The sequence below is a fragment of the Halorhodospira abdelmalekii genome (genome assembly GCF_016583625.1).
In the GTDB taxonomy this organism is placed as follows: domain Bacteria; phylum Pseudomonadota; class Gammaproteobacteria; order Nitrococcales; family Halorhodospiraceae; genus Halorhodospira; species Halorhodospira abdelmalekii.
Map to the genome: position 1 here is coordinate 1 of NZ_NRRN01000029.1, position 26,983 is coordinate 26,983.

The following is a 26,983-nucleotide window of genomic DNA, read 5'->3' on the forward strand; positions in this document are numbered from 1 at the left end:
CCCCTCCGGGCACGGCGCGAGCGGCGATCCATTCGCCGGCGGTTGGCGCGATTCCAACCCGCTAATCGTAAGCAGCACTGTTCGGCTTACGTCCGTAGGAATGGTTTTCTATGGTTTTAGGAACGGTGCTCTCAGTGAAGATCAAGCGCCTCCTCAATGCGCGCGGCCAGGTGCTCGATGGCCTGGACGCGGGCGGTGCGTTTGTCGTTCGCCGGCAGATAGAGCCACGGGGCGCCGCGGGAGTGGGTCGCTGCGATCATATCGGCGACGGCGGCTGCGTAGTCGTCCCATTTTTCGCGGTTGCGCCAATCCTCGTCGGTCAGTTTGTGGCGCTTGTAGGGATCCTTTTTGCGTGCCTTGAAGCGGCGCAGCTGTTCATCGGCGTCGATCTGTAGCCACATCTTAACGACCAGGATCTGAGACTCGAGCAGCTGCGACTCAAAGGCGTTGATCTCGTGATAGGCGCGTTGCCAGGCCGTCCGACTCGCTAACCCCTCGACCCGTTCGACCAAAACCCGACCGTACCAGGAGCGATCGAAGATGGCCAAGCGGCCACGCGGCGGAAGATGCCGCCAAAATCGCCACAGCCACGGCTGCGCGTGCTCCTCGTCGGTGGGAGCGCCGACCCGCACCACCCGGTAGCGCCGTGGGTCGAGCGGTTCGGTCAGACGGTGGATGGCCCCGCCTTTGCCGGCGGCATCTTGGCCCTCGAAGACGACGACGGCAGCGCGGTTTTGAAAGGCCGCCGCGCGTGTCAGGCGATCGAGGCGCGCCTGTGCTGCAGCCAAGCGCTCCCGGTAGGTGCTCTTATCGAGGCGTTTTTTCTCTGCCTTTGGCTCCGTCTCCGTCTCCGTCTCTTTAGGCTTGCTCCCTTTAGGCTTTGTGCCTTTGATCGCAGCCGGCGGGCGGGGCTGCGCGGGGTGGCGCGCGCGCCGCGACGGTGCCGGCAGGTCGGCGGCCTCAGCGATTGCCTTCGCATCGCCGGCTAAGCGGCGCTCGCAGGCCTCGGCGATGATCGTGGCGGTGTGGATTGCGCGCACACTGGGGTCGTGCTCAGCGATGCAGTGCCACGGTGCCCACGCGGCATGGGTCTCTTGCTGCGCCCGGGAGGAGGCGAAATCGAGCGCTTCGTACTGGGCGTGGCGCAGCCAGTCGATCTCGCTGACACGCCAGCACTGCTCGGGGTCGGCCTCCAGGCTCCGGAGTCTCTGGTACTGGGCCTCGCGGCCGATCGGATACCACATCTTGACGATCAAGGCCCCTTCAGCGGCGAGTTGGCGCTCGAAACCGGCGATGGTCTTGAGCCGTTCGTCCAGGCCGGCGTCGCTGATACGACCGCCGGCGAAGTCGAGAAAGGCGTCGTCGTACCAGGCGCCGACGAAGATGGCAAAACGGCCCTTCGGCGGCAGGGCGCGCCAGTAGCGCCACATCGCCGGGCGCTGGCGCTGCTCTTCGCTCGGGGCGGCGAAGGCGTGGGTGGCCATGTCCCGATTGTCGAACGAGCGGTTAAGGTGATTAAGGACGCCGCCGACCCCGGCTCCGGGCATACCAGCGGTCAGGAGGATGACCGGAAATTCGCCACGGTGCACGATCTCCGATTGCGCCAACAGCAGGCGGTAGCGAAGCGAGGTCTCTTTCTTGGCCACTTGCTGCCCCCTTCGATTACGGTGACTGCTAAGGCTTCCTGGAAGGCCCCGATTTCTCCGACTTCGGGGCGACTGAACTCTCCGAAGCCTCCGGGCTCTTTGGGTAGTGCGGCGGTTCGGCGTCAGGGCCGCACGGCGGGTAGTCCTCCGGCTCCTCCGGCGCGGTGGCGGTGCTCTCCTCGGTCGAGAGGACTTCCTCAAGCGTCTGCGGCGTGACGTGGTGGTCCGACTCGCTCAGCTCGATCATGCGCTGAAGCCGCTCGCGCATTAACGCCTCATGGAGCTCTTGTTGGCGCAGCTCGTTGCTCAAAGACTTCACCAGCGCAGCCGCCATGAACATCATCAACACCATAAAGGGCAAGGCGGCTACGATCGACACCGTCTGCAGCGCGGTCAGACCGCCACTGAGCAGCAAGGTCGCCGCCACCAGCACCTGCACCACCCCCCAGCTGACGCGGATCCAGCGCCGCGGGGAGAGCACCCCGCGACTGGTGAACATGCCGAGTACAAAGGTGGCCGAGTTCGCCGAGGTGACCACGAAGAGCACAATCAGCACCAGCATCAGCACGCCGAGCAGACCGCTCGCCGGGAGTTGATCCAAGGTCGCAAAGAGCGCCGAGCTCATTTCATTCACGACCGCATCGCCAATCCCGGCTTGCTTAAACAACTCGAAGTAGAGCGCCGAGCCGCCGAAGGTCGAGAACCACAGCGTGCTGAGGAGAACCGGCACACCCACGACGCCGATGACAAACTCGCGAATGGTTCGTCCGCGCGAGATGCGCGCAATAAAACTGCCGACGAAGGGCGCCCACGAGAGCCCCCACGCCCAGTAGAAGATGGTCCAGCGCTCGACCCAGGTGTCCTCGGTGTAGGGGGTCATCACCAAGCTCATGCCGATGGCGTTGGAGAAGTAGTCCCCAATCGCATTGGTCATCGCCGCGGTAATGAAATCGGTCGGCCCAAAGAAGAGGACGAAGAGGAGCAGGGCGGCTGCTAGCAGCATATTCGCGTCACTGACGTGGCGAATCCCACTCTCTAGGGGAGTCAGGGCGCAGAGCAAAAAGATGATCGTGATCCCGGTCAGGATCATCAACTGAGGCTCAATCCCGAAGGCGACGTCGGCGACCGTCCCCAGCCCGCTATTGATCTGGATCACCCCGAGCCCGAGGGTCGTCGCGACCCCGAAGACCGTCGAGACCACAGCGAGGATGTTGATGGTGTGGCCCCAGCCGCCATCGACGCGATCGCCGAGCGTGGAGCGAAAGGCCTCACTGATGAGCCCCGGGCGCTGCTGTCGAAACCGGACATAGGCGATGGCCAAGCCGACGATGGCGAAGTTCGCCCACTGATGAAAGCCCCAGTGGAAGACCGCATACTGCAAGCCTAAGCTGGCCGCCTCCGGTGTGCGCGGCTCGGCGTAGCCCAGCGGCGGGTCGACGTAGTGGGTGATTGGCTCGGCGACCCCCCAAAAGACCAGGCCGACCCCCATCCCGGCCGAGAAGATCATCCCTAGCCAGGTCGGGTAGGAGAACTCCGGACTCTCGCCGTCGGCTCCTAAGCGAATGCTGCCGTAGCGACTCACAGCAAGACCGATACAGAGAAGCAGAAACCCGGTGGTCGCAAAGAGGTAGAGCCAGCCGAAGTGGCTGGTGGTGAAGCCGAGCGCGATATCGGCCACCTGGCTGAACTCATCCGGGCGGAGCGTGCCCAGGAGCACAAAGGCCAGCAGCAATCCGAGGGAGATCAAAAAGACGGGTCCGGGACCTTTGCCTGTCATCGCATCAGCAGATTTTGTTGTGGGTTCTCGTGAGTACGGGCGCCCATCCTATCACGCGTATATCGAGGATTAAGCTTGAACTCGCCGGGCGCATCCGCCGCGCCCGGTTTTATCGAAGCCAGTCGCCCTCCGGGACTAGACCGAGGATCTCTTTGATGGAGAGCAGCTGCGCTTCGGCCTCCTTAGAGCGTCGGTGTTCAAGAATCGACTGGGCGGTGTTGACCATGGCAGGGTAGGCGCTGCGCAGTAGCTGGTTGGCGTAGATCACGACGTTGACTCCGCACGCCTCTAACGTCTGCTCATGGGTCTCGTTGTAGCTCGAGGGCACGGCAATCAACGGCACGCGATGGGCGAGTCGCTGATAGCGTTGCCCAAATGCTGCGACCTCATCGGCGGTGCGTTGGCAGCTGTGGATGAGGATACCGTCGGCGCCGGCGTCGATGTAGCCGCGCGCCCGTTCCAGGGCATCGTCGAGCCCCTGGCCGAGGATCAGGCTCTCGATGCGGGCGATGATCATAAATTCGGTGGTCAGCTTGGCGCGGTTGCCCACACCGATCTTCTCGGCCATCTCCTCAATGCTGGCTTGGGTCTGGGCGGCCTCAGTGCCGTAGAGGGAGTTGCGCTTGGCGCCGACTTTGTCCTCGATGACGGCCCCGGAGACGCCGAATCGCTCCAGGGTCCGGACCGTAAAGGCGAACTGTTCGGGCCGCCCGCCGCTATCGGCGTCGTAGAGGATCGGTTTGGTGGTCACCTCGACGATGTCCGAGAGGGTCTGCATCCGCGAGGTGACATCAACGGCCTCGATATCCGGTTTGCCCTTGGCGGTGGAGTCGGTCAGGCTGGAGAGCCACATGCCGTCGAATTCTACCCGCTGGCCCTCTTCCTCACGGACTACGTTCTCGACGATCAGTCCGGTCAGGCCGTTGTGGGCCTCCATAAGCCGCACCATGGGCTTGGCGTCGATCAGCCGGCGCAGCAGCCCGAGCCGCCGCCCTGGTGTAGTCCCGAATTGGCGGACGCTGCGGTTGAGCTGGGTCGAGGAGATGTCGGGTGTATAGGGGATCTCGACGAGCTCGCCGCCCCACTGCGCCAGGGTGTCGATTACACGCTGGCGGGTCTGCTTCTGTACCCCTTGTCGCCAGTCGTCGCCGTGGACAACGTAATCGGGCTTGAGCGCCTTGAGGTTCGGTACGTAGTCGAGCGTCTCTTGAGCTACGACTTCATCGACGCCTTTGAGGTTTTCGACGACCTCTCTGCGCTGCTCAAAGGTCATGTGCGGCAGGCGTTTGTACGAGGCGATGGCGCGATCGGTCAACAGCCCGACGACCACGCGCCCAAGCTCACGGGCTTCGCGCAGGATGTTGAGGTGACCCGGATGCACCAGGTCGGCGCTCATGCCGACGTAGACGGTAGCGTCTTTTTTTTGTGGCATTTTTATACCTGGTGGTACCAGCGATACCACTCGACGAAGCGCTTGACCCCTGCCTCTACGCTCACCTGTGGTCGGTAGCCGGTATCCCGAGTCAGGTCGGAGGCGTCGGCGTGGGTCTCGGGGACGTCGCCGGGCTGCAGCGGATGGAAGCGCTTCTCGGCGGTGATGCCGAGTTCCTGCTCCAGCACCTCGACGAAGCGCATCAGCGGCACTGCTTTAGTTGCGCCGATGTTATAGAGCCGCCACGGCGCATCCGAGGTGGCGGTGTCGGGCGCGGCCGGGTCCCACTCCGGATTGGGGGTGGCGATTCGGTCGGTGGCGCGGATCACCCCGTCGACGATGTCATCGACATAGGTAAAGTCGCGGCGATGGTTGCCGTGGTTGTAGACGTCGATCGGCTCGCCAGCGAGCATGTTGCGGGTGAAGAGGAAGAGCGCCATGTCGGGCCGTCCCCACGGGCCGTAGACGGTAAAAAAGCGCAGCCCGGTGCACGGCAGGCGGTAGAGGTGGGCGTAGCTGTGCGCCATGTGCTCGGTGGCCCTTTTGGTCGCGGCGTAGATGGCGAGCGGGTGATCGGTGTGCCGGTGCTCACTAAACGGCATATCGGTATGGGAGCCGTAGACCGAGCTCGTCGAGGCGAAGGCGAGATGCTCGACCTCGCTGTAGCGGCACCCCTCAAGGACGTTGAGTGTGCCGGTGACGTTGCTGTCGACGTAGCTGTGTGGATCGGTCAGGGAGTAGCGCACGCCGGCTTGCGCGGCTAGGTGGATGACGCGCTGGAAGCCCTCGCGGCGAAAGAGCGCTGCCATGCCGCTGCGATCGGCGAGATCGAGGCGGACGAAGCGGAACGCATCGTACCCTTGCAGCTGTGCCAGACGGGCCTCTTTGAGCGTGGGGTCGTAGTAGGGGTTGAGGTTGTCGAGGCCGACGACGGTATCGCCGCGCTCAAGCAGGGCGCGGGCGGTGTGGTAGCCGATAAAGCCGGCAGCGCCGGTAACGAGGTATTTCATGATGAGGAGTGTGGTCCGTGAGTTGAGTGGGTTCCCAGCGAGCGAGTCAGTCTCTAGCGTTGTGAGTGAGTGTCCAAAGCCAGTATGCTTCCCCTGCTATGAGACTCTACTCTAACAAGAGCGTGTTTCGCCACGACGATATGCCGGTGATGGGGGTTTTAGTAGCCAACCTCGGCACCCCGGACGAACCGACGACGACTGCGCTGCGTCGCTATTTGCGCGAGTTCCTCGGCGACCCACGGGTGATCGAGATCCCGAAGTGGCGCTGGTGGCCGATCCTCTTCGGGCTGGTGCTGCGGACCCGGCCGAAGAAGTCGGCTGCGGCTTACCGCGAGGTCTGGCGTAGCGATGGCTCGCCGCTGTTGACGATCGGCGAGCGCCAGGTTGCCGGCATCCGCCGCCGTCTTGAGGCGCGCAGTGCGGTCGGCCCCTTCGCCGTCGAGCTGGGGATGCGCTACGGCAATCCGTCGATCGCCGAGGCGCTGCATCGGCTGCGCGAGGCGGGGGCACAGCGCATCTTAGTCCTGCCGCTCTATCCGCAGTACTCGGCGACGACCACCGGCTCGACCTTCGACGCCGTGGCCAAAGAGCTGATGCGCTGGCGCTGGGTGCCGGAGTTGCGCATGGTCGGGCAGTACCACGACGATGCCGGCTATCTTGATGCCCTGGTGCGCTCGATTCGCGAGCACTGGGATCGCGAGGGGCGCGGTGAGCGGCTGCTCTTCTCCTTCCACGGCATGCCGCAGCGCTATCTGCTCAACGGCGATCCCTACTACTGCCAGTGCCACAAGACGGCACGCCTGCTTGCCGAACGGTTGCAGTTGCCCGCCGGGAGTTGGGAGGTCTCCTTCCAGTCCCGCTTTGGCAAGGAGGAGTGGCTGAAGCCGTATACCGACGAGACGGTGGTCCACATGGCGCGCGAGTTGGGAGTCAAGCGCCTCGATGTGGTCTGTCCGGGGTTTGCCGCCGACTGCCTGGAGACGCTTGAGGAGATCGCGGGTGAGAATCAAGAGTACTTCGAAGAGGCCGGTGGCGAGCGCCTGGCCTATATTCCGGCACTCAATGATCGGCACGACCACGTCGATGCCTTAGCGCGCCTGATTCTGCGCCACGCCCAAGGGTGGCCGGAGGCGGCGGCTAGCCGCAATTGGGAAGAGGAGCGGTGGCGACTGCAGGAGAGTGCCGAGCGGGCGCGTAAGCTCGGCGCGGAGGCCTGAACAGCGAGCGCAGCGGCGTGTGAGCGCAGCGGCGTGGGTGGGGCGGGCAGCGCGAGAAGAGGGGGCTGCGGCGCTATTTCGAAGAGGGCGCGAAGAGGGCGTATGCGGCGGTATTTCAAGGCGCTGTTAGTGGTTGTACCACTGTGGCTGATCCTCACCGGTGGGGCGCTCGGTGGCCTGTTCGGTTTGGTGACGGTGCTCGCCGCGGCGTTTGCCGCCGTGCTCTACGTCGGCCCGTGGACGCACCGTTGGCGCTGGCTGCGCATGCCGCGCTTTATTCTCTTCTTCCTGCAGCGCTCCCTGATCGGGGCGATCGATGTCGGCTACCGCGCGCTGCACCCGCGTCTGCCGTTGCATCCTGGCTGGATGAGTTACCGGCTGCGCCTGCCGTCGGGGGAGCCGCGGGTGGCGATGGTGGCGCTGGTGAGCCTGTTGCCCGGCACGCTGGCGGCCGATCTCTACGGCGATGAATTGGTGGTCCACGTCATTGTCCCAGACGCCGAGCCCGAGATCAGGCGGCTGGAGTCGCACATCGGTGTGCTCTACGGTTGCCTTGCTACGGGCGAGTCGGGCGAGTCGGGCGAGTCGGGCGAAACGAATGAAACGGCCAAGATGGGTACAACGAGCGGGCAAAGTGGCGAGGGAAGCAGTGAGGCAAGCAGTGAGGCAAGCAGTGGACAAAGCGCCGGGACCCGCACCGGGCCAAGCGGCGGGAGTAGGGGGAGATCGTGACGCTCTTATACACGGGACTGGCGGTCTTTCTGCTGCTGAATCTGCTCGTCGGCCTGATGCGCGTCTACTTCGGGCCGACGGCGGCGGATCGGATGCTCGCTGCCTTGCTCTTTGGGACGACAACAGTGGCGGTGCTGCTGCTGCTTGCTGAGGCGATGGCGCTGTCGGCTCTGCGCGATGTGGCGCTGCTCTTCACGCTACTGGCGGCGGTGGTTGCGCTCGCCTTTACGCGGCTGCCGCGGCGCTTTAAGGGCCGCTAGCGGGTCGCATTGGGACCCTAACGAGCCGCTTTGGAGGGCAGCGAATCACTAGCGGATCACTAGCGGGTGGGTCACTGAGACTCCCGCTGCGAGGGGCCGCCGAATAAGCCGCCGAATAAAGAGAGTTCGACCATGGAGACGATCGACCTGATCGATCTAGTCAGTATCGGGCTGCTGCTGCTCGGGGCGCTCTTCTTTCTGACGGGCACCGTCGGTCTGCTGCGCTTTAATAACTGCTTCGCCCGGCTGCACGCGCTGACTAAGGCCGATAACGTCGGTCTCGGCTGCATCGCCCTGGGGTTGATGCTGCAGGCCGAGTCGGGCTGGGCGGTGGCGAAGATCGCCCTGATTTGGGCCTTGGCGCAGCTCGCGGCGACCGTTTCGGCCCACCTGATCGCCCGCTTCTCGCTGCGCCTCGGTGGCGGGGTGCGGAGGATGCCGCCGTGATCCGTGCGCTGGCCGATGATGCCGTAAGCGGTGCCGCAACCGGTGCCGCAACCGGTGCCGCAACCGACCTAGAGATCGCCGCGCTGCTCTGGTGGGCCTTCGACGGGCTGCTGGCGCTCGGGCTGCTCGGGCTTGCCTATCAGGTCGTGGCCGGGCGACAGCTCTTTCGCAGTGTGGTGCTCTTTATCATCTACGGTCTGCTCATGGCAGTGGCGTGGGCGCGGCTGGCCGCCCCCGATTTGGCCTTGGCCGAGGCGGCGATCGGGGCCGGGCTGACCGGCGCACTGCTGCTCTCCGCCTACCGCAACCTGATCGGTACCGATGGGGAGGAGGGGCCGCATGCGCCGATCACCCCACCGGCGGGTGCGCCTCCGATGACCGTGCCGCGCTGGGCGGCGCTGTTCGCCGCCGCGCTCGCGGGGTTGCTGGTCGCTGGCATCGGCTGGGTGGCGGTCGGTCTGCAGCCGCCCGAGCAGACCGCCGGGCGGCTGGCCCTTGAGCAGCTGGCCGAGAGCGGGGTCGAGAATCCCGTCACCGCGGTGCTGTTGAACTTTCGCAGCATCGATACGATCGGCGAGGTGGTGGTGCTCTTTGTCGCCTTTCTCGCCGCCCGGGTGGTGGCGCAGGAACTCGATCACGCCGGCCCGGGCGATTGGCTGCGGGCGAGCCAGCGCGAGCCGTTGCTGGTCGGACCGCTGATCGCCTTCATCGCACCGATGGCGGTGCTGGTCACCGGCTACCTGCTCTGGGCCGGTGGCCATCAGCCGGGTGGGGCGTTTCAAGCCGGGGCGGTGTTGGCAGCGCTCGCCGTGCTGCTGCGTCTGACCGGGCGGCTGCGCCCACGCCTAGAGCCGACCCTGCTGGAGCGCAGCGTCCTGGTCGGTGGGGTGGTCCTCTTTAGTGCCATCGGACTGGCCGGCGCCGGGCTGGCCGGGGCGGTGCTTGAGTATCCGCCTGGCTGGGACTACCGCCTGATCCTGTTGATCGAGACGGTGCTGACGCTCTCGATCGCTTTGCCGTTGGCGTTGCTCTTTAGCGGCTCGGGTGGGCTGCGCCAGGAGGTGCGCTGATGAGTCAAGCGGCCTTCTACGCCCTGGTCGCCGGTGCCCTGACCGGAATCGGCATCTACGGTTTGATCACCCAGCGCCACCTGCTGCGCCGGGTGTTGGCGGTCAATATCCTCGGCAGCTCGGTCTTCTTGCTGCTCGTCGCCTTGGCCCGCCGCCATCCCGACTACGTCGATCCGGTTCCGCACGCCATGGTGCTTACCGGTATCGTCATCGCAGTCAGCGCGACCGCCTTTGCACTGGTCTTGGCGCGGCGCTACCACGCAGCGACCGGGTTAACGCACCTGCCTGAGGACGAAGAGTCGGAAGAGGCCTTGGCCCCCGGCCTGCTCAACCGGCGCTCGCTCGCAGACCGCCGCTCCGGTGGCGGGCCGCCTCCGGGGCAGCCCGAACGGCGCCAGGGCGCACGCCGCCGTTCCGATGAGGACCGCCGCTCCGATGAGGGCGCGCAATGAGCAGCGAGTTCGCGGACTCCGGATTGATGACCGCCGAGCTACTGACCGCGAGCGCCGAGCTGGCGCTGCCGCTGGTCTTCTTTGTCCCGCTGCTGACCGCGCTGTTGGTCTTTTGGGTCGGCAGCACGCGGGCGCCGTGGCTGCCGCCGCTGGGGGCGGCACTCACCGTAGCAGCAGCCGTGGTGCTGATCTTCGGGGTGGCGAACGGCGGGCCGCAGTCGCACCACCTGGGCGGCTGGCAGCCGCCGCTCGGTATCGAGCTCTACGCCGACGGCTTCGCGGCGGTCATGATCGCGCTTACGGCGGTGGTCGGCTTGGCGGTGACCCTCTATGCCGGCCCCTATCTGCGCGGCAAGGGGCTCTCCCTGGAGCACTTCTGGCCGCTGTGGCTGATCCAGTGGGCGACGCTCAACGGCATCTTTATCTCCGCCGATCTCTTTAACCTCTACGTGATGCTTGAGCTGCTGACGCTGACCGGGGCGCCGTTGGCGGCGATGGCCGCCGATCGCGCCGCGCTCAGCGCCGCGCTTCGCTACATGCTGCTCGCCCTGCTCGGCTCGTTGGCCTACCTGCTCGGGGTGGCGCTGCTCTACGGGGCGACCGGCTCGCTGCATCTCCAAGAGGTCGGCGCACTGCTTGAGGCCGACGCCACGGCGGCCATTGCTGCCGCGCTGATCACCGCTGGGCTCTTTGCCAAGGCGGCGATCTTCCCGCTGCACATCTGGCTGATGCCGGCGCACAGCAATGCCCCGGCACCGGCGAGCGCAGCCCTCTCGGCCCTCGTTGCCAAGGCCGTCGTCTACCTGGTGCTGCGGCTGTGGCTGTGGGTCTTCCCAGTGCTGCTCACCGCCCCGATGGGGTGGCTGATCGGTGGCATCGGAGCGGTGGCGATCGTCTACGGCGCGGTCCAGGCGATGCGCCAGCCACGCCTTAAACCGGTGATTGCCTACTCGACCATCGCCCAGTTCGGCTATCTGCTGCTGCTCTTGCCGCTGGTGGTGCTGCCGGCGGCGGCATTGCCGGCGTGGCAAGGGGCCGCTTACCACGCGGTGGTGCACGGGCTGGCGAAGGCCGCCGCCTTCTTGGCCGCCGGGAATATGATCTACGCCCTTGGCCACGACCGGCTCGAAGGGCTGCGCGGTCTGACGCCCTACCTCTCGGTCTCGATGCTGGCGCTGGCCCTGGCCTTTGCCAGCTTGATGGGGATGCCGCCGACCGGCGGATTCCTCTCGAAGTGGCTGCTGCTCAGTGGCGCGATCGCCGCCGAGCAGTGGCTGTGGGCGGCGGTGGTCATCGTCGGCGGGCTGCTGGCCGCCGTCTACGCCTTCCGCGTGTTGGCCTACGTGCACGCCGCGCCGCCGAGCGGCTGGGTCGAGCTGCGTGCGCCGCGCCGCTTACCGCGCATCATGGAGTGGACGCCGGTGGTGCTGGCGCTGTTGGCGCTGCTGCTCGGCGTCAGCGGTATGCCGCTGCTGCAGCTGCTCGCCCACGGCGCTCCGGAGATCGTTACCCAATGGGCGGAGTGACCGTATGGCAGGTATGGAAGGGGTGGGCATGGAGCGTGTGATGGGGGAGTGGATGGCGACAGCGGGGTCGGTTCAGCAGTCGCTCTATCAGGCGCTGCCGCTGATCACCCTGATCGTCTCGGCCTTGACCGCCGTGATCATCTTCGGTCTGCGCGATCACCGCCGCCGCCAGCGCACCTTTTGGAATCTCTTCGGGGCGACGATCAAGCTCGCTCTCGTCGCGGTAATGGTCTACGCCGTGGTACAGGGGGTTGTCCTCACCGTCAGCTGGCCCGTCCTTCCCGGCGTGACGCTGCGCCTGAGTGCCGATCCACTGGCGCTCTTCTTCGCGCTACTCTCGGCGGCGCTGTGGCTGCTCACAACACTCTACGCCATTGCCTATCTCGAAAACTCCGGGCAGCGGGCGCGTTTTTTCGGTTTTTTCTCCCTCTGTGTCGCGGCGACGGCCGGGATCGCCTTAGCTGGCAATCTCTTTACCTTTTTTATCTTCTACGAGGCGCTGACGCTGGCGACCTATCCGCTGGTGGTCCATCGTGGCCATCCGGCTGCCTTGGCCGCCGGGCGTACCTATCTGCGCTATACCCTGGGCGGCGGGGCGCTGCTGCTCTGCGGGGTGGTCGGGCTCTACGCCGGGGTCGGCGATCAAGCCTTCGCCCCCGGGGGGATGGAGGCGGTGGCGGCGTGGGCTGCCGAGTCGCCGCGGGCGGCTACCGTGGTGTTGGCGCTGCTGCTCGCCGGGGTCGCGGTTAAGGCGGCGTTGGTGCCGCTGCACGGTTGGCTGCCGATCGCTATGGTGGCGCCGGCGCCGGTCAGCGCCTTGCTCCATGCGGTGGCGGTGGTGAAGGCGGGCGCCTACGGGGTGATCCGCATCGTCCAAGACGTCTACGGCGCCGACTTGGCTCTTGAGTTGGGGGTTACACCGGTGCTGGCGGCGGTCGCGGCGGTGACGATCCTCTACGGCTCACTGCGTGCCCTGGCACAGCGTGATATCAAGCGCCGTCTGGCCTTTTCGACCGTCAGTCAGGTCTCTTTCATCACCCTCGGTGTCGCCATGGGAGGGGCGGTCGGGCTCGTCGGCGGCATCGTCCACCTGGTCCATCAGGGCCTGATGAAGATCACGCTCTTCTTCTGCGCCGGCAACTACGCCGAGAAACTCGGCATCCACCGCATCGATCAGCTCAACGGGGTCGGCTGGCGGATGCCGTGGACCTCGGTCGCCTTCACCATCGGGGCGCTGGGGATGATCGGGCTGCCGCCGTTGGCCGGCTTTATCAGCAAGTGGCACCTGGGGCTGGGAGCGTACCAGCAGGGGTGGTACTGGATCATCGGCGTGCTGGTCTGCAGTACGCTGCTCAATGCCGCCTACTTCCTGCCGGTGCTGCGGCGGATCTGGCTGCTGCCGTCGCCGCCAGGGGCGCCGTCGGAGCGGCTGCGTCTGCGCGGTCGGCGCTTAGAGGCGCATCCGTGGCTGCTGTGGCCGCCGCTGATCACCGCCCTGGCGGCGCTCTTTGCCGGCGTGCTGGCCGCCTCGCCGATCTCGCCGCTGAGCTGGGCGGAGCGCATCGTCGAACAGGAGTACGTGCTGCCGTGAATATTGCAGCGAGCCACGGTGTAGCGTGGTGGCTACCGGTGCTGGCGCTGTTGCCGCTGCTACTGGCCCCGCTGATTGGTTTCGGCGGGCCGCGCTGGGGGCGGCGCGCGGGGTGGCTGCTGGCCGCCTCTGGGGCGCTGCTGCTGATCCCGGCCTTGTGGGTGGTCGGACAGCCGGGTGGGCTGGTTGGGCTCGCTGGCCTTGGCGGCCCTGGCGGACTCGGAGGATTCGGAGGATTCGGAGGACTCGGAGGCGAGGCGAGCGGCGCCCGCTTGACCTTCGAGTTGCCGTGGCTGCTGCTCCATGTGCGCCTGCAGGTCGATGCGGCGAGCGCGCTGCTGCTGCTCTTAACGGCACTGTTGTGGGTCGCAGCGGTGGCCCAAGCGGTGGTGACGACAGCGGCAGATCGCCACTGCGGGCGCTTTGGGGCGGCGCTGGCGGTGACGCTTGCGGCCTTTACGACGGTCGTGTTGGCGGCCGACTTAGCGACCTTCTACTTCGCCTACGCCACCATGACGCTGGCCGCCTACCCGCTGATCATCCATCAGCAGACCCCGCAGGCGCAGCGCGCCGGACGCGTCTACCTGGCGATGGCGGTGCTGGCCGAGGGGGTGCTGCTCAGTGCGGTGTTGATGATCGCCGGGGCGGCTGGCAATCCGCAGTTGAGCGCGGTGCCGGAGATCATCGCCGCGCACCCCTTCAGCGATTGGTTGGTGCTGCTGCTCGGGGTCGGCTTTGCGGTCAAGGCCGGGGCGGTGCCGCTGCACGTCTGGCTGCCACTGGCCCATCCGGCCGCCCCAATCCCGGCGAGTGCGCTGCTCTCCGGGTTGCTGGTTAAAGCGGCGCTGGTCGGCTGGTTGCGGCTGCTGCCGCTCGGTGAGGCGGTGTGGCCGACCTTCGCGGCGGCAGCACTCGCCGTCGCCGTCGTGACCGTGCTCTATGCGAATCTGGTCGGTCTGACGCAGCGGCGGGCGAAGACCGTGCTCGCCTACTCGACGGTCAGTCAAATGGGGCTGCTGATCGCCATGGTGGGGTTGGCCGCGCTGGTGCCGGCCGCCGCCCCGGTGGCGTTTGCTGCCGCACTGCTCTTTGCCGTCCACCACGGGCTGGCGAAGGGGGCGCTCTTTTTGAGCTGTGCCTTTGCGGGGCGCCGTTCGGCGTGGCGGTATGCGCTGCTGCCGGCGCTCGCGTTAGCCGGAGCGCCGCTGAGCAGTGGGGCGGTGGCGAAGGCGGGCCTAAAGGAGGTGGGCGAGGCGGCCGCACTGGAAGCCCTGGTGCTCTCTCTCAGCTTCGCCTCGCTGCTGACGACGCTCCTGATGGCGCGGCTGCTCTGGCTGCTCTATCGGCAGGGGGTAGAGTCGCCGCAGGAGGGCGAGCAGCGGGGCGGGGAGTGGCTGACGCGCGCGACCGTCCTCTTTACCGTGGCCGCTTCGCTGACGGTGCCGTGGCTGCTGGCCGGGCGCTGCTGCCCGACGCTGCTGAGCGCGGCACTGCAGCCGAGTGCGTTGTGGGCGGCGGCCTGGCCGCTGCTGCTCGGCAGTGCGCTGGTGGTGGCAGCGCTCTTCGGGGGGTACGCACTGTGGCGGCGTTCGCTGAAGTCCCGCAGCGGCAACAGAGGTGATGATCACACACGAGACCGCATACGAGACTACATAGACAGCCACAGTCGCGACAGTCGCGGGCAGCCCTGGACGGTCCCCGAAGGCGACTGGATCAAACCCGCGCTCCTCGGTGGCGTGCGCTTGGCGCGGCGACTGCGTCGGCTTTGGCGTCGGGCTCCGCCGCGACCGCCGCTGCCGGCCTGGGGTGTGGTCGGGGCGCGCTGGTCGGCGGCGATCGAGAGCCGCCTCGTGGCCCTGGCGATGGCCGGCGCGCTCTTCCTGGTGCTGGTGCTTGGGATCAGCGTGCTCGGCATGTGGGCGGGGCGGTGAGTTGGGCAAGTGAGCGCAATCTGCAGCGCGAGTCGCCTTCGGTATTGAGAACTATTTGCAGATCTTGCATGATGGCTTGACGACGATCTGGCGATGCGACAGCTCAGCAACCGCCCAGCCGGCAGCACGCCGGCGCAGCAGACGAAGTGTGCGATGACGACCCAGAAGACTGAGAAGACTCAAGCCTCCGAAAAGGCTCAGGCACCTCAAAAGAACCAGAAGATCCAGCAGAAGCCCCAGCAGAAGCCCCAGCAGACGGGGTCTGCTCAGAGGTCTCGCACTGCGCGAGCGACGAAGTCAAGCGTATCAGCTGAGCCCACGACGGCCCCAGCGCCGCTCCTTGAGCTCCATCAGGTCCGCTGCTGCTACTGCGATGTCGTTGCCGTCACCAACCTCAGCTTCACCCTGGAGCCGGGGCGGATCGCGTGTCTCCTCGGCCCGAGCGGCTGTGGCAAGACGACAACACTGCGCACCATCGCCGGCTTTGAGCCGCTGTGTCAGGGGGTGGTCCGTCTGCGCAACGAGGTGATCTCCGCCCCGGGGTATACACTCCCCCCCGAGCGTCGCCGCATGAGCATGGTCTTCCAGGACTATGCGCTCTTTCCCCACCTCAATATCCAGCGCAACATCACCTTCGGACTGCGCCGGATGAGTCGCCGTGAGCGCGATCGACGCGCCGATGAACTGCTCGAATTGATCGATCTGGATGGGTACGGCAAGCGCTATCCGCACGAACTCTCGGGCGGGCAGCAGCAGCGCGTCGCCCTAGCGCGCGCGGTGGCCCCGCGTCCCGATCTGGTGCTGCTCGATGAGCCCTTCTCTAATCTCGATACCGAACTGCGCGAGCGCCTGAGTCGCCAATTCCAGGAGATCTTTCGCCATCAGGGCGTGAGCGCCATCTTAGTCACCCACGATCAGCACGAGGCCTTCGCTATGGCCGACGAGATCGGTCTGATGCGCAACGGCGAGCTGGTGCAGTGGGACACCCCCTATAACCTCTACCACCACCCGAAACACCCCTTCGTCGGCGACTTTATCGGCTTTGGCAGCATGATCGACGGTACGGTCTTCGACGCCGAACGGGTGCGCACCGAGGTCGGCATGCTGCACGGCACTCCCGATGAGATCCCATGGCCGCGCGGCACCGCCCTTGAGGTGCTGGTGCGGCCCTACGAGGTCAAGATGGGGGTGGCCCCGGCGGCGTTTCACGGGCGCGTAATCAAAAAGGCCTTCAGGGGGCTCGATAGCCTCTACACCCTGCGCCTGCCGAGCGGTCACGAGCTGCTTGCGTTCGCCCCGAGCACGCACGATTACAAGATCGGCAGCGAGGTCGGTCTAAAGCTGCAGCCGACGCGTATCGTCGCCTTTGCCAAGACCGAGCAGCCGACCGGCTGCTGCCGCGCGGAGGAGGGCGAGGTTACCGCGGCAGCGCCACTGCCCGAGGCTGCTTACGGGTAGGTGCGGGTAGGAGCCTATTGCTACGGTGCGCCGAACGTGTTTTGATCGGGGCGGGGTCGTGTAGACATGGGCAGCTGAAGGCGAACGAAGGTGACGGAACCACCCCTCCATCTTGGTGAGCAGAGCGACGACGAGGCCCCGCTGCTGGTCGGTGTGGCGGCCTCTGCCGGTGGCCTGGAGGCGTTGCGTGAGCTGTTGCGCCATCTGCCCGAAGAGTGTGATCTGGCGATCATCGTCGCGCAGCACCTCTCGCCCCACCATCGCAGTATCCTGCCCGAACTGCTAGCCGCCGAGGCCAAGCTGACCGTCTGTGCCGCCGAAGATGGCGCGCTGATTGTGCCCGGGACGGTCTACGTCACTCCCTCGAATAACGATGTGATCGTCGAAGAGGGGCGGATTCGCCTGCTGCCGCCGCCCGATCGCATCATGCCGAAACCCTCGGCCGATCGCCTCTTTCGCTCGCTGGCCGCCGAGCGTGCCGAGTCGTGTGCCGGTGTTGTGCTCTCTGGCACCGGCAGCGATGGCGCGGCTGGGGTGCGGGCGATCAAGGCCGCTGGCGGCGTCGTCTTCGTCCAAGAGCCGAAGACTGCGCTCTACGACGGGATGCCGCGCGCTGCCCTCGATACCGGCTGTGCCGATGCTGTGCCGACGCTCGCCGGTATCGCCGAGCGCCTCTGCTGGTTGGCTGCTGGCGCGCTGCAGGCCGAGGAGGTCATCACCGGCGGCGATGCCCTTGAGCGGATCATGCAGCGAGTCTACCGCGACCGGCGCATGGATCTGAGCGCTTACCGCGAGCCGACCGTGCAGCGGCGCCTGCACCGGCGCTTAGTCGCCACCGGCAGCCCCGATCTTGAAGCCTACGAGCGGCTGCTGGTCGAGGACGAGAGCGAGATGGATCGGCTCTGCCGCGAGTTGCTGATCTCGGTGACCGAATTCTTCCGCGACCGGCCCGCTTTCCAAGCGTTGCAGCGGGTGCTTGAGTCAATGGTCCAGCACCGCACCTGCGGTCATGAACTGCGGGTCTGGGTGCCGGGGTGCGCAACGGGTGAGGAGGCTTACTCCATCGGAATCCTGCTCGCTGAAGCGCTCGGTGAGCAGCGTTCAAACTACTCGATACAGATCTTTGCCACCGATCTCGATGAGGAGGCGCTGAACGAGGCGCGCCTCGGTCTCTATCCGGCCGGTGCCGTACACGATCTGCCGCGGCATCTGGTTGAGAAGTACTTTACCCGCGAGGCGGGCCAGGTACGGGTCGTTAAGTTGCTGCGCGAGATGATGGTCTTTGCCCGGCAGGATCTGCTCAACGATCCGCCCTTTACCCGCCTCGATCTAATCAGCTGCCGCAACGTGTTGATCTACATGCGCCCTGAGACGCAGCACCGACTCCTTGAGCTCTTCCACTACGCACTGCGCCAATCGGGGCGGCTCTTTCTCGGGCGGGCTGAAGGCGTCAGTGGCCGCGACTACCTCTATACACCGCTCGATTCGACGCAGCGGCTCTATCAGCGGCGCAGCGATGTACAGTCGATGCAGCCGCACTTTGGCGGCGGCCAGCGCCGGCACGGCGGTACGGCCGTTGGGGCAGGGGGTGCGCAGGCGGGGCGGCGGAAGAGCCAGCAGGGGCTCATCGAGCGGGTCGCCGAGGCGACGATGCAAGCCTACGCCCCGCCGAGCGTCCTCGTCGATGCCTCCGGGACGGTGGTGCGCAGCGATCGTGCCTCCCCGTATATGGGCTTGCCCGATGGCGAGATTAACCTCGGGGCGCAGTCGATGGTCTGCGAGGAGCTGCGCTCCGATTTTGTCACCCTGTTGGCGCGCAGCCACCGCGAAGGCTGTGTTCAGGAGGGCAGCCCGGTTGCCGTCGCTGGAATGGATCACCGCGTGCGACTGCGTGTGGTACCGGTCTCCGGTGCCGGTTCCGGCGATGCCGTGCACTACCTGGTCTTCTTCGAGCCGGTCGCCGTCGCCATCGACCCGCAGTTCGCGATCGCCGATGCCGACGATGCGGCACAGCGCGTCATCGAGGTGCTGCAGGCGGAGCTGACCGCAACCCGCGAACACCTCAACATCATCACCGAGGAGCTCGAACGCGCCAATCAAGAGCTGCAGTCGACCAACGAGGAGCTGCAGTCGTCGAACGAAGAGCTGCAATCGACCAACGAAGAGCTTGAGACGAGCAACGAGGAGCTGCAGTCGACCAACGAAGAGTTGACAACGGTCAACGAAGAGCTGAACCGTCGCAGCGAGGAGCTTTCGGCCGCCTACGACGATCTTAACAACGTCATGGACAGTCTCGGCGATCCGCTGCTGGTGCTCGACGATCAGCTCTGCATCAAGCAGATCAATAGCGCCGCGCGCTGCTTCTTCGGCCTTGAAGGCGAACGCCTCGGTATGCCGATCACGATGATCAGCACCAAGCTCGGCGTCGACGGTTTGGTCGAGCGCGTGCAGCGGGTCTTGCGGCAGGGGGCGCCGCAGGAGGAGCAGATCGACGTCGCGGGCGAGGGCTTTCTGTTGCGCCTGCACCCCTACCGCGATCATCACGGGCGGATCTGTGGCTGTGTCCTCTTTATGGTCAATCAAAGTGGGGTGATTCGCGCCGAGCAGGGGTTGCGTGAGACTCAGGCGCGGTTGGTTGGGGTGTTGCGCCACGCCCCGCTGCTCGCCGCCTTTACCGCCGAAGATGGCCGCTTCCGCTTTGTCAATCCGGCCTTTGAGCGCTTCTTCCAGCTCGATCCGGGGGCGGCCCTGGACAGCGTCCCGCACGAGGTGTTGCCGGCCGAGGCGGCCGATGAGTTGCTTGCTGGCGATCACGAGGCGCGCGAGACGCTAGGCTCGTCGGTGGTCGAGCGCAGCCTGACGGTCAATGGCCGCGAGCGGCGGCTGTGGATCTACCGCATCCCGATCTTGGTCGACCCTGATAGCGGCGAGCTCGATATCGTCTGCACCCTCGCCCTGGAGGTCACCGAGTGGTGGCAGGCGGTCTCGCAGGCCCGTTTGCAGGCGCAGGCGCTTGATTCGGCCTCCGAGGGGATGGTGCTGACCGATGCCACCGCCGACGATCACCCGATCATCTACTGCAACCGCGCCTTTACCGAGCTGACCGGCTACACCGCCGACGAGATCTACGGCGAGAACTGCCGCATCTTGCAGGGGCCGGAGACCGACGCCGATGCCAAAGTCGTGCTGCGCGACGCCCTGCAGCGCCAAGAGGCCGTCGAGGTCACCCTGATCAACTACCGCAAAGACGGCAGCACCTTCCCGAACCATTTGCGGATTACCCCGATTCGCGATGAGCAAGGGCAGGTGACCCACTACTTAGGCATTCAGACCGATGTCAGTGCAGCCGAGAAGGCGCGGCATGAACTGCTGCAGGCGAAGGCCGAAGCCGAGGCGGCCAGCCTTGCTAAGACCGAGTTCCTCTCCTCGATGAGCCACGAGCTGCGCACCCCGCTCAACGCCATCCTCGGCTTCACGCAGCTGCTACGCGGCGACGGCGAGCCCGATGCCGAGACTCGGCAGCGCTACTACCAGCACGTCCTCCACGCGGGCTGGTTTCTGCGCGATCTGGTCAACGAGGTGCTTGATCTGGCGCGGATTGAGGCCGGGCAGCTCGCGGTTCACCCGGAGCCTCGGGCGCTGGCGCCGCTCATTGAACAGTGCATCGCCTTTGTCTGGGCCGATTCGCAGGCGAGCGAGATCAAGATCGAGACGCAGCTTGATGAGGCGGCGTGGGTCGAGGTCGATCCGGTGCGTGCCCGGCAGATCTTCACGAACTTGCTCTCCAATGCGGTGAAATACAACCGCCGTGGTGGTGCGGTGACGCTGACGGTCCGCTGCGAGGAGAGTGGCTGGGTCACGGTCGATGTCACCGACACCGGCTACGGGATCGACGCCGAGCGGCAGCAGCGCCTCTTTCGCCCCTTTGAACGTCTCGGGCAGGAGCGCAGCACCATTGAGGGCAGCGGGATCGGCCTGGTCGTCTCGCAACACTTAGCGCAGCTGATGGGCGGGCGGCTGCGGTTGCACCGCAGTGCTCCGGGCGAGGGGAGCACCTTCCGGCTGCAGTTGCCGCGGGCTGCGCCGCCGGCGCTACGCAGCGAGCCGGAGCGGCCCGCAGCCGGGTCTCCAGGGCAGTCTCCGGGGCAGTCTCCAAGGACAGGTCCCAGTGCGGCGGTAGGCAGCACTGCTGAGGCTGGTGCGGGCGCGGCGGCAGAGGGCACCACGGAGCCCCTGATCCGGGTCCTCTACGTCGAGGACAACGAGCTGAATATGACCTTGGTGCGCGGGCTGATCCGGCGGCGGAGCAACGTCGAGCTGATCGAGGCGGCGACCGGCGCCGAAGGCATTGCTGCTGCGCAGCGGGAGGCGCTCGACCTGATCCTGCTCGATTTGCATCTGCCCGATATGACCGGCTTCGATATCATGGCCGCACTGCGCGAGTCGGGCGCTGCTGACGGCATCCCGGTGGTGGCGGTCAGCGCCGATGCCTTAGAGCAGCAGCAGGAGCGGGCGCGGCGCGAGGGCTTTAGTGAGTACCTGGTGAAGCCGTTCCGGCTTGAAGATCTAGAGCGGCTGCTGGTGGTGGCGCGTGAGCCGGGCGTCTGATAGGCCCGCTAGCGAAGCGTTTGATAGGGCCGCTAGCAAAGCGTTTGACACCTCCCAGCGGCCGCATTACTATAGCCGCCACATCGCATCCGTGATGTGGTGTGCCGAGGTGGCGAAATTGGTAGACGCGCTAGCTTCAGGTGCTAGTGGGGGAAACCCCGTGGAGGTTCGAGTCCTCTCCTCGGCACCAAATGCCTTTTAGATCGTATGCTCCCGACCCTCCGGTTTGCCCCCCGCTCTGTCGGCCTCTTCGGCTTGTCGGCCCCTTCGGCCATGCTGTCGTTCGCCCTCTTGTCTGCGCGCAATACCACTCCGCGAAAGAGCATCCCCCAAGGCAGCGGCTCAAGCCCGCAGAGCAGCGGTTCGGCTCCGCAAAGCAGCGCCCCGACTTCGCAAAGTAGCGGCTCAGTTCCGCACAGCAGCGGCCCGATCCTGCAGTGCAGTGGTCCGAACCCGCACAGCAGCGGCCCGCGAATCAGCAGCCCCCCTATACCCGCCCGAGCTTTTCGCTCAGGCCTGAAGGAAATATTGTATGGCGAAACGTCCCACTAAGCCGCCCCGCCGCGACCCCTACCAGGAGCGCGAGCAGGCGAAGTACGACAACCCTATCCCGAGCCGCGAATACCTGCTCGAACTGTTGAGTGCCCATGGGCGCCCACTCGGGCGGCGCGAGATCGCTGAGGCGCTGGAGCTAGAGAGCCCCGAACAGCACGAGGCGCTGCGCCGGCGGCTGCGGGCGATGGAGCGCGACGGGCAGCTGGTGCGCAATCGCCGCCGCGGCTATTTGGTGGTCGATCACCGCGAGTTGGTGCGCGGGCGGGTCATCGGCCGCCCCGACGGTGCCGGCTTTTTGATGCCCGACGGTGCCGCTGACGGCACGGGCGGGCGGGCCGCGGCGGGGCGCGGCGGTACATCGCGCATCTCGCTCTCGCCGCGGCAGATGCGCAGCCTGCTCCACTCCGATCGCGCCGTAGTGCGGGTGACCGGGTGTGACGAGCAGGGGCAGCCGGTCGGTGAGTTGGTCGAGATCCTTGAGCGCGGCAATCGACAGATTACCGGGCGCTTCTTCGAAGAGCACGGCGTCGGCTTTCTGGTCCCGGAGAACAAACGCCTCCACCAAGACGTGCTGCTCAGCGCCGATGGCCGCGGCGGTGCCGAGGATGGCGAGTTGGCGGTCGCCGAGATTCTGGCTCAGCCCACCGCACGACGCCAGCCGATCGGCCGCATCGTCCGGGTCCTCGGGCGCAGCATCGATGTCGGTGAAGAGGACGAGGTCGCAGCGCGTATCCACGGCGTGCCGATCGAGTGGCCGGACGGCGTCGAAGCCGAGGCGGCGCGTTTTGGCGCCGAGGTGGGTGAGGCCGATCACGCCGCCCGCACCGACCTGCGCCACCTGCCCCTGCTGACCATCGACGGCGCCGACGCCAAAGACTTCGACGACGCCCTCTACTGCGAGCCGACGGCGAAGGGGTGGCGGTTGCTCGTCGCCATCGCCGATGTCTCGCACTACGTCCGCCCCGGCAGTGCGCTCGATGCCGAAGGGCGCACGCGCGGCAACTCGGTCTACTTCCCGCGCTCGGTCGTGCCGATGCTCCCCGAGACGCTCTCTAACGGCCTCTGCTCGCTCAATCCGCACGTCGATCGGCTCTGTATGGTCTGCGACGTCCTCCTGCAGGGCAACGGCAAGATCCTCCGCTCGCGCTTCTATCGCGGGGTGATGCGCTCGGCGGCCCGCCTGACCTACGACCAGGCCGCCGCGGCGATCGTCGACGGCAACGAACGGGTGCGGGGGGCGCTCGAGGCGCCGATCTTAAAGCAGCTCGAGAGCCTGCATCGGCTCTATCAGACGCTGCGCCAAGCGCGCGAGCGGCGTGGGGCGATCGACTTCGACACCACCGAGACGGCGATGCGCTTCGATGAGCGCGGCCGGGTCGTCGCCGTCGAGCCGACGGTGCGCAACGACTTCCACCGCACCGTCGAAGAGTGCATGATCACCGCCAACGTCTGTGCGGCGAAGTTTCTCGGTAAGCACAAGGTGCCGGGGCTCTACCGGGTGCACGAGCACCCGAACGAAGAGCGCCTTGAGAAGCTGCGCGGCTTCCTCGCCCAGGTTGGCCTCACCCTCGGCGGCGGTGACGCCCCGAGCGGGCTCGACTACGCCGCGGTGATGGAGGCCGCCCGGCAGCGCCCCGATCGCCACCTGATCGAGACGGTGCTGCTGCGCTCGATGCAGGCCGCCGAGTACCGCCCCGATAACGCCGGCCACTTCGGGCTGGCGCTTGAGGCCTACGCCCACTTTACCTCGCCGATCCGCCGCTACCCCGATCTCGTCGTCCACCGCGCCATCGGCCATATCCTCGACGGTCAGCGCGGGGCGAGCTTCCCGATGAGCCACCACGACTTGGTCACCCTCGGCGAGCACTGCTCGATGACCGAGCGGCGCGCCGACGAGGCGACTCGTGATGCCGCGATGACGCTCAAGTGCGAGTATCTGGCCGATCACCTCGGCGGGGAGTTCGAAGGGGTGATCGCCGCGGTGACCTCGTTCGGTCTCTTCGTACAGCTTGAGGGGGTCTACGTCGATGGTCTGGTCCACATCACCAACCTGGAGAGCGACTTCTTCCACTACGACCAGGTCGGACACTGCTTGATCGGCGAGCGCACTGGCAAGGAGTACCGCCTCAGCGACCGCGTGCGGGTGCGTGTCGCCCGGGTCGATAAGGAGGAGCGCAAGATCGACCTGGAGATGCTTGCCCACCCACTGGCACGTCCGGGCAGCGGCGGCAAGGGCAGCGCTAGCAAGAGACGCGGCGCCAAGGGCAGCTCCAGCAAGGGCAGTTCTAGCAAGGGCGGCGGCGGTAAGGCTGGCGCTAGTGAAGGGGGTGGCGACCAGGAAGGCGGAGCCGCGCGCAAAGGGCGCAACCAAGGCGGCAGGCGCAAGCGTTGAAGCAGCGCTCTCAGCACCCTCAGCGCTCTGGTAAGACCGGTAAGGATCGCCAGACTCGTAAGCCTGGCAAGCCTGGCAAGCCTGGCAAGCCTGGCCGGTCCGCTCAGCCGGAGCCGACGAAGGCGACCAGCCGGGAGTCGGGTGAGGCGCAAACAGCCGCCGCAGCCGCCACCACCGAGAGCCTGATCTACGGGCGCCACCCGGTGCGCGAGGTCGTCGCCTACGACCCGGCCGGGGTCACCGCGGTCTGGGTCGATGCCGCCGTGCGCTGCGACCCGCAGATCGCCCGACTGCTGGCCAAGCTAGAGCGCCAGCAGGTGCCGCTGCAGCGCACCTCGCGCCACGGCCTCGACGACTGGCTCAGCGGGGTCGGGCTCAGTGGTGCCAACCACCAAGGCATCGTCGTCAGCTACCGCGGGGCGCCGGTGCGCGGCGAAGGCGAACTCGCCGAACTGATCGAGCAGCACCCTGAGCCGCTGCTGCTCGTCCTCGACTGCGTTCAAGACCCGCACAACCTCGGCGCCTGTCTGCGCAGTGCCGCCGCCGCCGGCGCTGCCGGAGTGATTGCGCCGCGTGATCGCGCCGCGGCCCTCAGCCCGGCCGTCTACAAGGTGGCCGCTGGCGCGGTGCAGCGCATCCCCTTCTTCCAAGTCACCAACCTGGCGCGCACCCTGGCAACCCTGCAGGCGGCCGGGATCTTCACCGTCGGGGCCGCCGGCGAGGCCGAGCGTACCCTCTACAGCCTCGATCTCTCCGGCCCACTGGCGCTGGTGTTAGGCGGCGAGGGCGAGGGGCTGCGCCGACTGACCCGCGAGCGCTGCGACTTCCTCGCCGCGGTGCCGATGCCGGGCGGCGTCGAGAGCTTGAACGTCTCGGTCGCTGCCGGGGTCTTCCTCTTCGAGGCGGTGCGCCAGCGCGGCGGCTATACCGAAGGCGGCACCTAGGTGTGGCACCCAAGTTTCGCACCCAAGTTTCGCACTTATGTGTGGCACCTAAGTGTGGCACCTAGTGAGGCCGTAACGCATCAGCCGAGGCGGCGGCTCTTCCTTATTGGGGCCGCTTTCGGGTAGACTCCACCGCTCACCGTAAGCCTTGCCTCACGGCTCCCTGGAGCGCTTCGATGGTGCTGCTTTTACCAGGGTGGCGGAGGCTTATTGGGCGAGCGTCTGCTTGATACGCCCGATGATCCGAAAGGAGTAAAGATGCGACACTACGAGATCGTCTTTATGGTCCACCCGGACCAAAGCGACCAGGTGCCTGCCATGGTCGAGCGCTACCGCAGCATTGTCGAGTCGAGCGGCGGCACCGTCCACCGCCTCGAAGATTGGGGGCGGCGCCAACTCGCCTACCCGATCAACAAGCTGATCAAGGCGCACTACGTGCTGATGAACGTCGAGTGCGGCAAAGAGGAGCTCGACGAGCTGACCTCGGCCTTCCGCTTCAACGACGCGGTGATTCGTAACCTCGTGCTCAATCGCGACGAGCCGGTCACCGAGCCCTCACCGCTGGCCAAGGGCAGCGAGCGCCGCGACGAGCGCCGCGAGACGGCGGACGAAGACGATTGACCGCGCCGTACCCGACCGAGTGCGCCAGCCAGTGCACCCGCTAGGTGTACGGATCGAGCGCTCAGCCATCAGTTAAGTGCACCAGCAGGTGCAACGAGTGCAACAGGTAGCAGCAAGTAGAGGAGCTCACCATGGGACGCTTTTTCCGGCGCCGTAAATTCTGCAAATTCACCGCCGAAGGGGTCAAAGAGATCGATTACAAAGATCTCAACACCCTGAAGAACTACATCACCGATACCGGCAAGATCGTACCGAGCCGGATCACCGGGACCAACGCCCGCTATCAGCGCCAACTCGCCGCCGCCATCAAGCGGGCTCGCTACCTGGCGCTGCTGCCCTACACCGACCGGCACTGAGTCGGCCTGAGTCGGCTGAGGGTGGCCCTGTGACTACGCAGAGCGGCGGATTGATCTATAACTTCGGTGCCTTCATCCTGCGCGGGCCGTTTCAGGCCGCGACGGTGATGGTCGCTGCGAGTCTGTTGCCGCTGCTGGCGGTCTTGGCCATCGCCGCGCTGGCGCTGGTAACCCTGCGGCAAGGGATGCAGTACGGCGCGGTGGCGATGCTGCTCGCCGGGGCGCTGCTATCGGCCCTGTTGTGGGCGATGGCAGGGACGGTAGAGCCGGCCTTGCGCATCCTGCTAGAGCAGTGGCTGCCGGTGCTGCTGCTCGCTGAGTGGCTGCGGCGCACCGTCTCGCTGCCGAGCACCGTCCTGCTCTGGGCCGGGCTCGGCGCCTTGGTCGTGCTCGGTTTTCATCTGCTGATCGACGACCCGGGCGCGCACTGGCTGGTGATCATTGAGCGCTTCCTGGCGGCGACCGGTGCCGAGGGGCTGGGCACTGAGGCCGAGGCCTTCCTCACCGACGAGATCGTGCCGATCATGACCGGGTTGTGGGTGCTGAACCTGATGCTCGTGGTGCTGATCGGGTTGCTCCTCGGGCGCGGTCTGCAAGCGTTGATGTTCAATCCAGGCGGGTTGCGTGAGGAGTTTCACGCCCTCGATCTGGGGCGAGTCACCGCAGCCGCCGGCTTGCTGATTCTGCTCAGTGCGGTGCTATTCGGGCCGGGGCTCCTCTACGATCTGGCACTGGTGGTGGCTGCGGCCTTTATCGTCCAGGCCCTGGCGGCGACCCACGCCCTGCTGGCGCTGCGGCAGTGGAGCGCGGCGTGGCTGATGCCGGTCTACCTGGTGATCCCCTTTCTCTACATGCCGATGGCGCTGTTGGGGATCGGTGAGGCGCTCTTTCAGTGGCGCCGCCGCTGGGGAGGCGGCGGCAGCAGTGGCGGTGGTCACACCGGGGTTTGATTTCGGTT

Annotated in this window: 20 protein-coding genes and 1 tRNA gene; 17 read left to right on the plus strand and 4 right to left on the minus strand. The window is 66.4% G+C overall.

The window, feature by feature from the left end:
- Positions 1–131: 131 nt before the first annotated feature.
- The 4 genes from pap to CKO15_RS08320 form a co-directional block, all read right to left on the minus strand.
- Positions 132–1,646, minus strand: coding sequence for a polyphosphate:AMP phosphotransferase (pap, locus tag CKO15_RS08305; protein ID WP_200194974.1), 1,515 nt, complete (start codon positions 1,644–1,646; stop codon positions 132–134).
- Between the two features lie 28 nt (positions 1,647–1,674).
- Entirely contained in the window at positions 1,675–3,423 is a 1,749-nt protein-coding gene (locus CKO15_RS08310) for a BCCT family transporter (protein ID WP_200194976.1), read from the minus strand.
- A gap of 109 nt (positions 3,424–3,532) precedes the next feature.
- Entirely contained in the window at positions 3,533–4,855 is a 1,323-nt protein-coding gene (gene aepX, locus CKO15_RS08315; RefSeq protein WP_200194978.1) for a phosphoenolpyruvate mutase, read from the minus strand.
- 2 nt (positions 4,856–4,857) lie between these two features.
- Positions 4,858–5,865 carry an NAD-dependent epimerase gene (locus tag CKO15_RS08320; RefSeq protein WP_200194980.1) on the minus strand — a complete coding sequence of 336 codons (1,008 nt, stop codon included), beginning with the start codon at positions 5,863–5,865 and terminating at the stop codon, positions 4,858–4,860.
- Between the two features lie 98 nt (positions 5,866–5,963).
- Here CKO15_RS08320 and hemH point away from each other — a divergent pair, with 98 nt between their 5' ends.
- The 17 genes from hemH (at position 5,964) to CKO15_RS08405 (ending at position 26,975) form a co-directional block, all read left to right on the plus strand.
- Positions 5,964–7,082 (plus strand): ferrochelatase, encoded by a 1,119-nt coding sequence (gene hemH, locus CKO15_RS08325; protein WP_200194982.1) that lies wholly within the window; start codon positions 5,964–5,966, stop codon positions 7,080–7,082.
- A 102-nt stretch (positions 7,083–7,184) separates the two neighbouring features.
- Positions 7,185–7,814, plus strand: coding sequence for a Na+/H+ antiporter subunit E (locus tag CKO15_RS08330; RefSeq protein WP_200194984.1), 630 nt, complete (start codon positions 7,185–7,187; stop codon positions 7,812–7,814).
- A gap of 56 nt (positions 7,815–7,870) precedes the next feature.
- Complete coding sequence (locus CKO15_RS08335) at positions 7,871–8,074, plus strand: MrpF/PhaF family protein (protein ID WP_200195018.1); 204 nt, start codon at positions 7,871–7,873, stop codon at positions 8,072–8,074.
- Between the two features lie 132 nt (positions 8,075–8,206).
- Positions 8,207–8,521 carry a cation:proton antiporter gene (locus tag CKO15_RS08340; RefSeq protein WP_200194986.1) on the plus strand — a complete coding sequence of 105 codons (315 nt, stop codon included), beginning with the start codon at positions 8,207–8,209 and terminating at the stop codon, positions 8,519–8,521.
- The gene (locus tag CKO15_RS08345; protein WP_338036027.1) at positions 8,518–9,591 is read left to right on the plus strand and encodes a hydrogenase subunit MbhD domain-containing protein; all 1,074 of its coding nucleotides are present in this window, start codon (positions 8,518–8,520) and stop codon (positions 9,589–9,591) included. The genes CKO15_RS08340 and CKO15_RS08345 overlap by 4 nt, the downstream gene beginning before the upstream one ends.
- The gene (locus CKO15_RS14525; RefSeq protein ID WP_200194988.1) at positions 9,591–10,043 is read left to right on the plus strand and encodes an NADH-quinone oxidoreductase subunit K; all 453 of its coding nucleotides are present in this window, start codon (positions 9,591–9,593) and stop codon (positions 10,041–10,043) included. The genes CKO15_RS08345 and CKO15_RS14525 overlap by 1 nt, the downstream gene beginning before the upstream one ends.
- Entirely contained in the window at positions 10,040–11,569 is a 1,530-nt protein-coding gene (locus CKO15_RS08355) for a complex I subunit 5 family protein (protein ID WP_242464662.1), read from the plus strand. Before CKO15_RS14525 ends, CKO15_RS08355 begins: the two co-directional genes overlap by 4 nt.
- Before the next feature lie 52 nt (positions 11,570–11,621).
- On the plus strand, positions 11,622–13,160 hold the full coding sequence (locus tag CKO15_RS08360; protein ID WP_200195024.1) for a complex I subunit 5 family protein: 1,539 nt from the start codon (positions 11,622–11,624) through the stop codon (positions 13,158–13,160).
- Complete coding sequence (locus tag CKO15_RS08365; RefSeq protein WP_200194990.1) at positions 13,157–15,091, plus strand: proton-conducting transporter transmembrane domain-containing protein; 1,935 nt, start codon at positions 13,157–13,159, stop codon at positions 15,089–15,091. Before CKO15_RS08360 ends, CKO15_RS08365 begins: the two co-directional genes overlap by 4 nt.
- 93 nt (positions 15,092–15,184) lie before the next feature.
- Positions 15,185–16,549: an ABC transporter ATP-binding protein gene (locus CKO15_RS08370; RefSeq protein ID WP_242464663.1), complete on the plus strand. Its 1,365-nt coding sequence runs from the start codon at positions 15,185–15,187 to the stop codon at positions 16,547–16,549.
- A 90-nt stretch (positions 16,550–16,639) separates the two neighbouring features.
- On the plus strand, positions 16,640–21,157 hold the full coding sequence (locus tag CKO15_RS08375; RefSeq protein WP_200194992.1) for a chemotaxis protein CheB: 4,518 nt from the start codon (positions 16,640–16,642) through the stop codon (positions 21,155–21,157).
- Between the two features lie 103 nt (positions 21,158–21,260).
- Positions 21,261–21,347 (plus strand) — tRNA-Leu (locus CKO15_RS08380).
- Between the two features lie 342 nt (positions 21,348–21,689).
- Positions 21,690–24,104 (plus strand): ribonuclease R, encoded by a 2,415-nt coding sequence (gene rnr / locus CKO15_RS08385; protein ID WP_200194994.1) that lies wholly within the window; start codon positions 21,690–21,692, stop codon positions 24,102–24,104.
- Positions 24,101–25,048, plus strand: a complete 948-nt coding sequence (rlmB, locus tag CKO15_RS08390; protein ID WP_242464664.1) for a 23S rRNA (guanosine(2251)-2'-O)-methyltransferase RlmB — start codon at positions 24,101–24,103, stop codon at positions 25,046–25,048. Before rnr ends, rlmB begins: the two co-directional genes overlap by 4 nt.
- A gap of 258 nt (positions 25,049–25,306) precedes the next feature.
- Positions 25,307–25,669, plus strand: a complete 363-nt coding sequence (gene rpsF / locus CKO15_RS08395) for a 30S ribosomal protein S6 (RefSeq protein WP_200194996.1) — start codon at positions 25,307–25,309, stop codon at positions 25,667–25,669.
- 131 nt (positions 25,670–25,800) lie between these two features.
- Entirely contained in the window at positions 25,801–26,025 is a 225-nt protein-coding gene (rpsR, locus tag CKO15_RS08400; protein ID WP_200194998.1) for a 30S ribosomal protein S18, read from the plus strand.
- 29 nt (positions 26,026–26,054) lie between these two features.
- Positions 26,055–26,975 carry a hypothetical protein gene (locus CKO15_RS08405; RefSeq protein WP_200195000.1) on the plus strand — a complete coding sequence of 307 codons (921 nt, stop codon included), beginning with the start codon at positions 26,055–26,057 and terminating at the stop codon, positions 26,973–26,975.
- Positions 26,976–26,983 lie beyond the last annotated feature (8 nt).

Bases quoted from the DNA above. Each gene is read 5' to 3' on its own strand.
- CKO15_RS08310 (WP_200194976.1), bottom strand. From the start codon at position 3,423: ATGACAGGCAAAGGTCCCGGACCCGTCTTTTTGATCTCCCTCGGATTG.
- aepX (WP_200194978.1), bottom strand. From the start codon at position 4,855: ATGCCACAAAAAAAAGACGCTACCGTCTACGTCGGCATGAGCGCCGAC.
- CKO15_RS08320 (WP_200194980.1), bottom strand. From the start codon at position 5,865: ATGAAATACCTCGTTACCGGCGCTGCCGGCTTTATCGGCTACCACACC.
- hemH (WP_200194982.1), top strand. From the start codon at position 5,964: ATGAGACTCTACTCTAACAAGAGCGTGTTTCGCCACGACGATATGCCG.
- CKO15_RS08330 (WP_200194984.1), top strand. From the start codon at position 7,185: ATGCGGCGGTATTTCAAGGCGCTGTTAGTGGTTGTACCACTGTGGCTG.
- CKO15_RS08335 (WP_200195018.1), top strand. From the start codon at position 7,871: ATGCGCGTCTACTTCGGGCCGACGGCGGCGGATCGGATGCTCGCTGCC.
- CKO15_RS08340 (WP_200194986.1), top strand. From the start codon at position 8,207: ATGGAGACGATCGACCTGATCGATCTAGTCAGTATCGGGCTGCTGCTG.
- CKO15_RS14525 (WP_200194988.1), top strand. From the start codon at position 9,591: ATGAGTCAAGCGGCCTTCTACGCCCTGGTCGCCGGTGCCCTGACCGGA.
- CKO15_RS08355 (WP_242464662.1), top strand. From the start codon at position 10,040: ATGAGCAGCGAGTTCGCGGACTCCGGATTGATGACCGCCGAGCTACTG.
- CKO15_RS08360 (WP_200195024.1), top strand. From the start codon at position 11,622: ATGGCGACAGCGGGGTCGGTTCAGCAGTCGCTCTATCAGGCGCTGCCG.
- CKO15_RS08370 (WP_242464663.1), top strand. From the start codon at position 15,185: ATGCGACAGCTCAGCAACCGCCCAGCCGGCAGCACGCCGGCGCAGCAG.
- rnr (WP_200194994.1), top strand. From the start codon at position 21,690: ATGGCGAAACGTCCCACTAAGCCGCCCCGCCGCGACCCCTACCAGGAG.
- rpsF (WP_200194996.1), top strand. From the start codon at position 25,307: ATGCGACACTACGAGATCGTCTTTATGGTCCACCCGGACCAAAGCGAC.
- rpsR (WP_200194998.1), top strand. From the start codon at position 25,801: ATGGGACGCTTTTTCCGGCGCCGTAAATTCTGCAAATTCACCGCCGAA.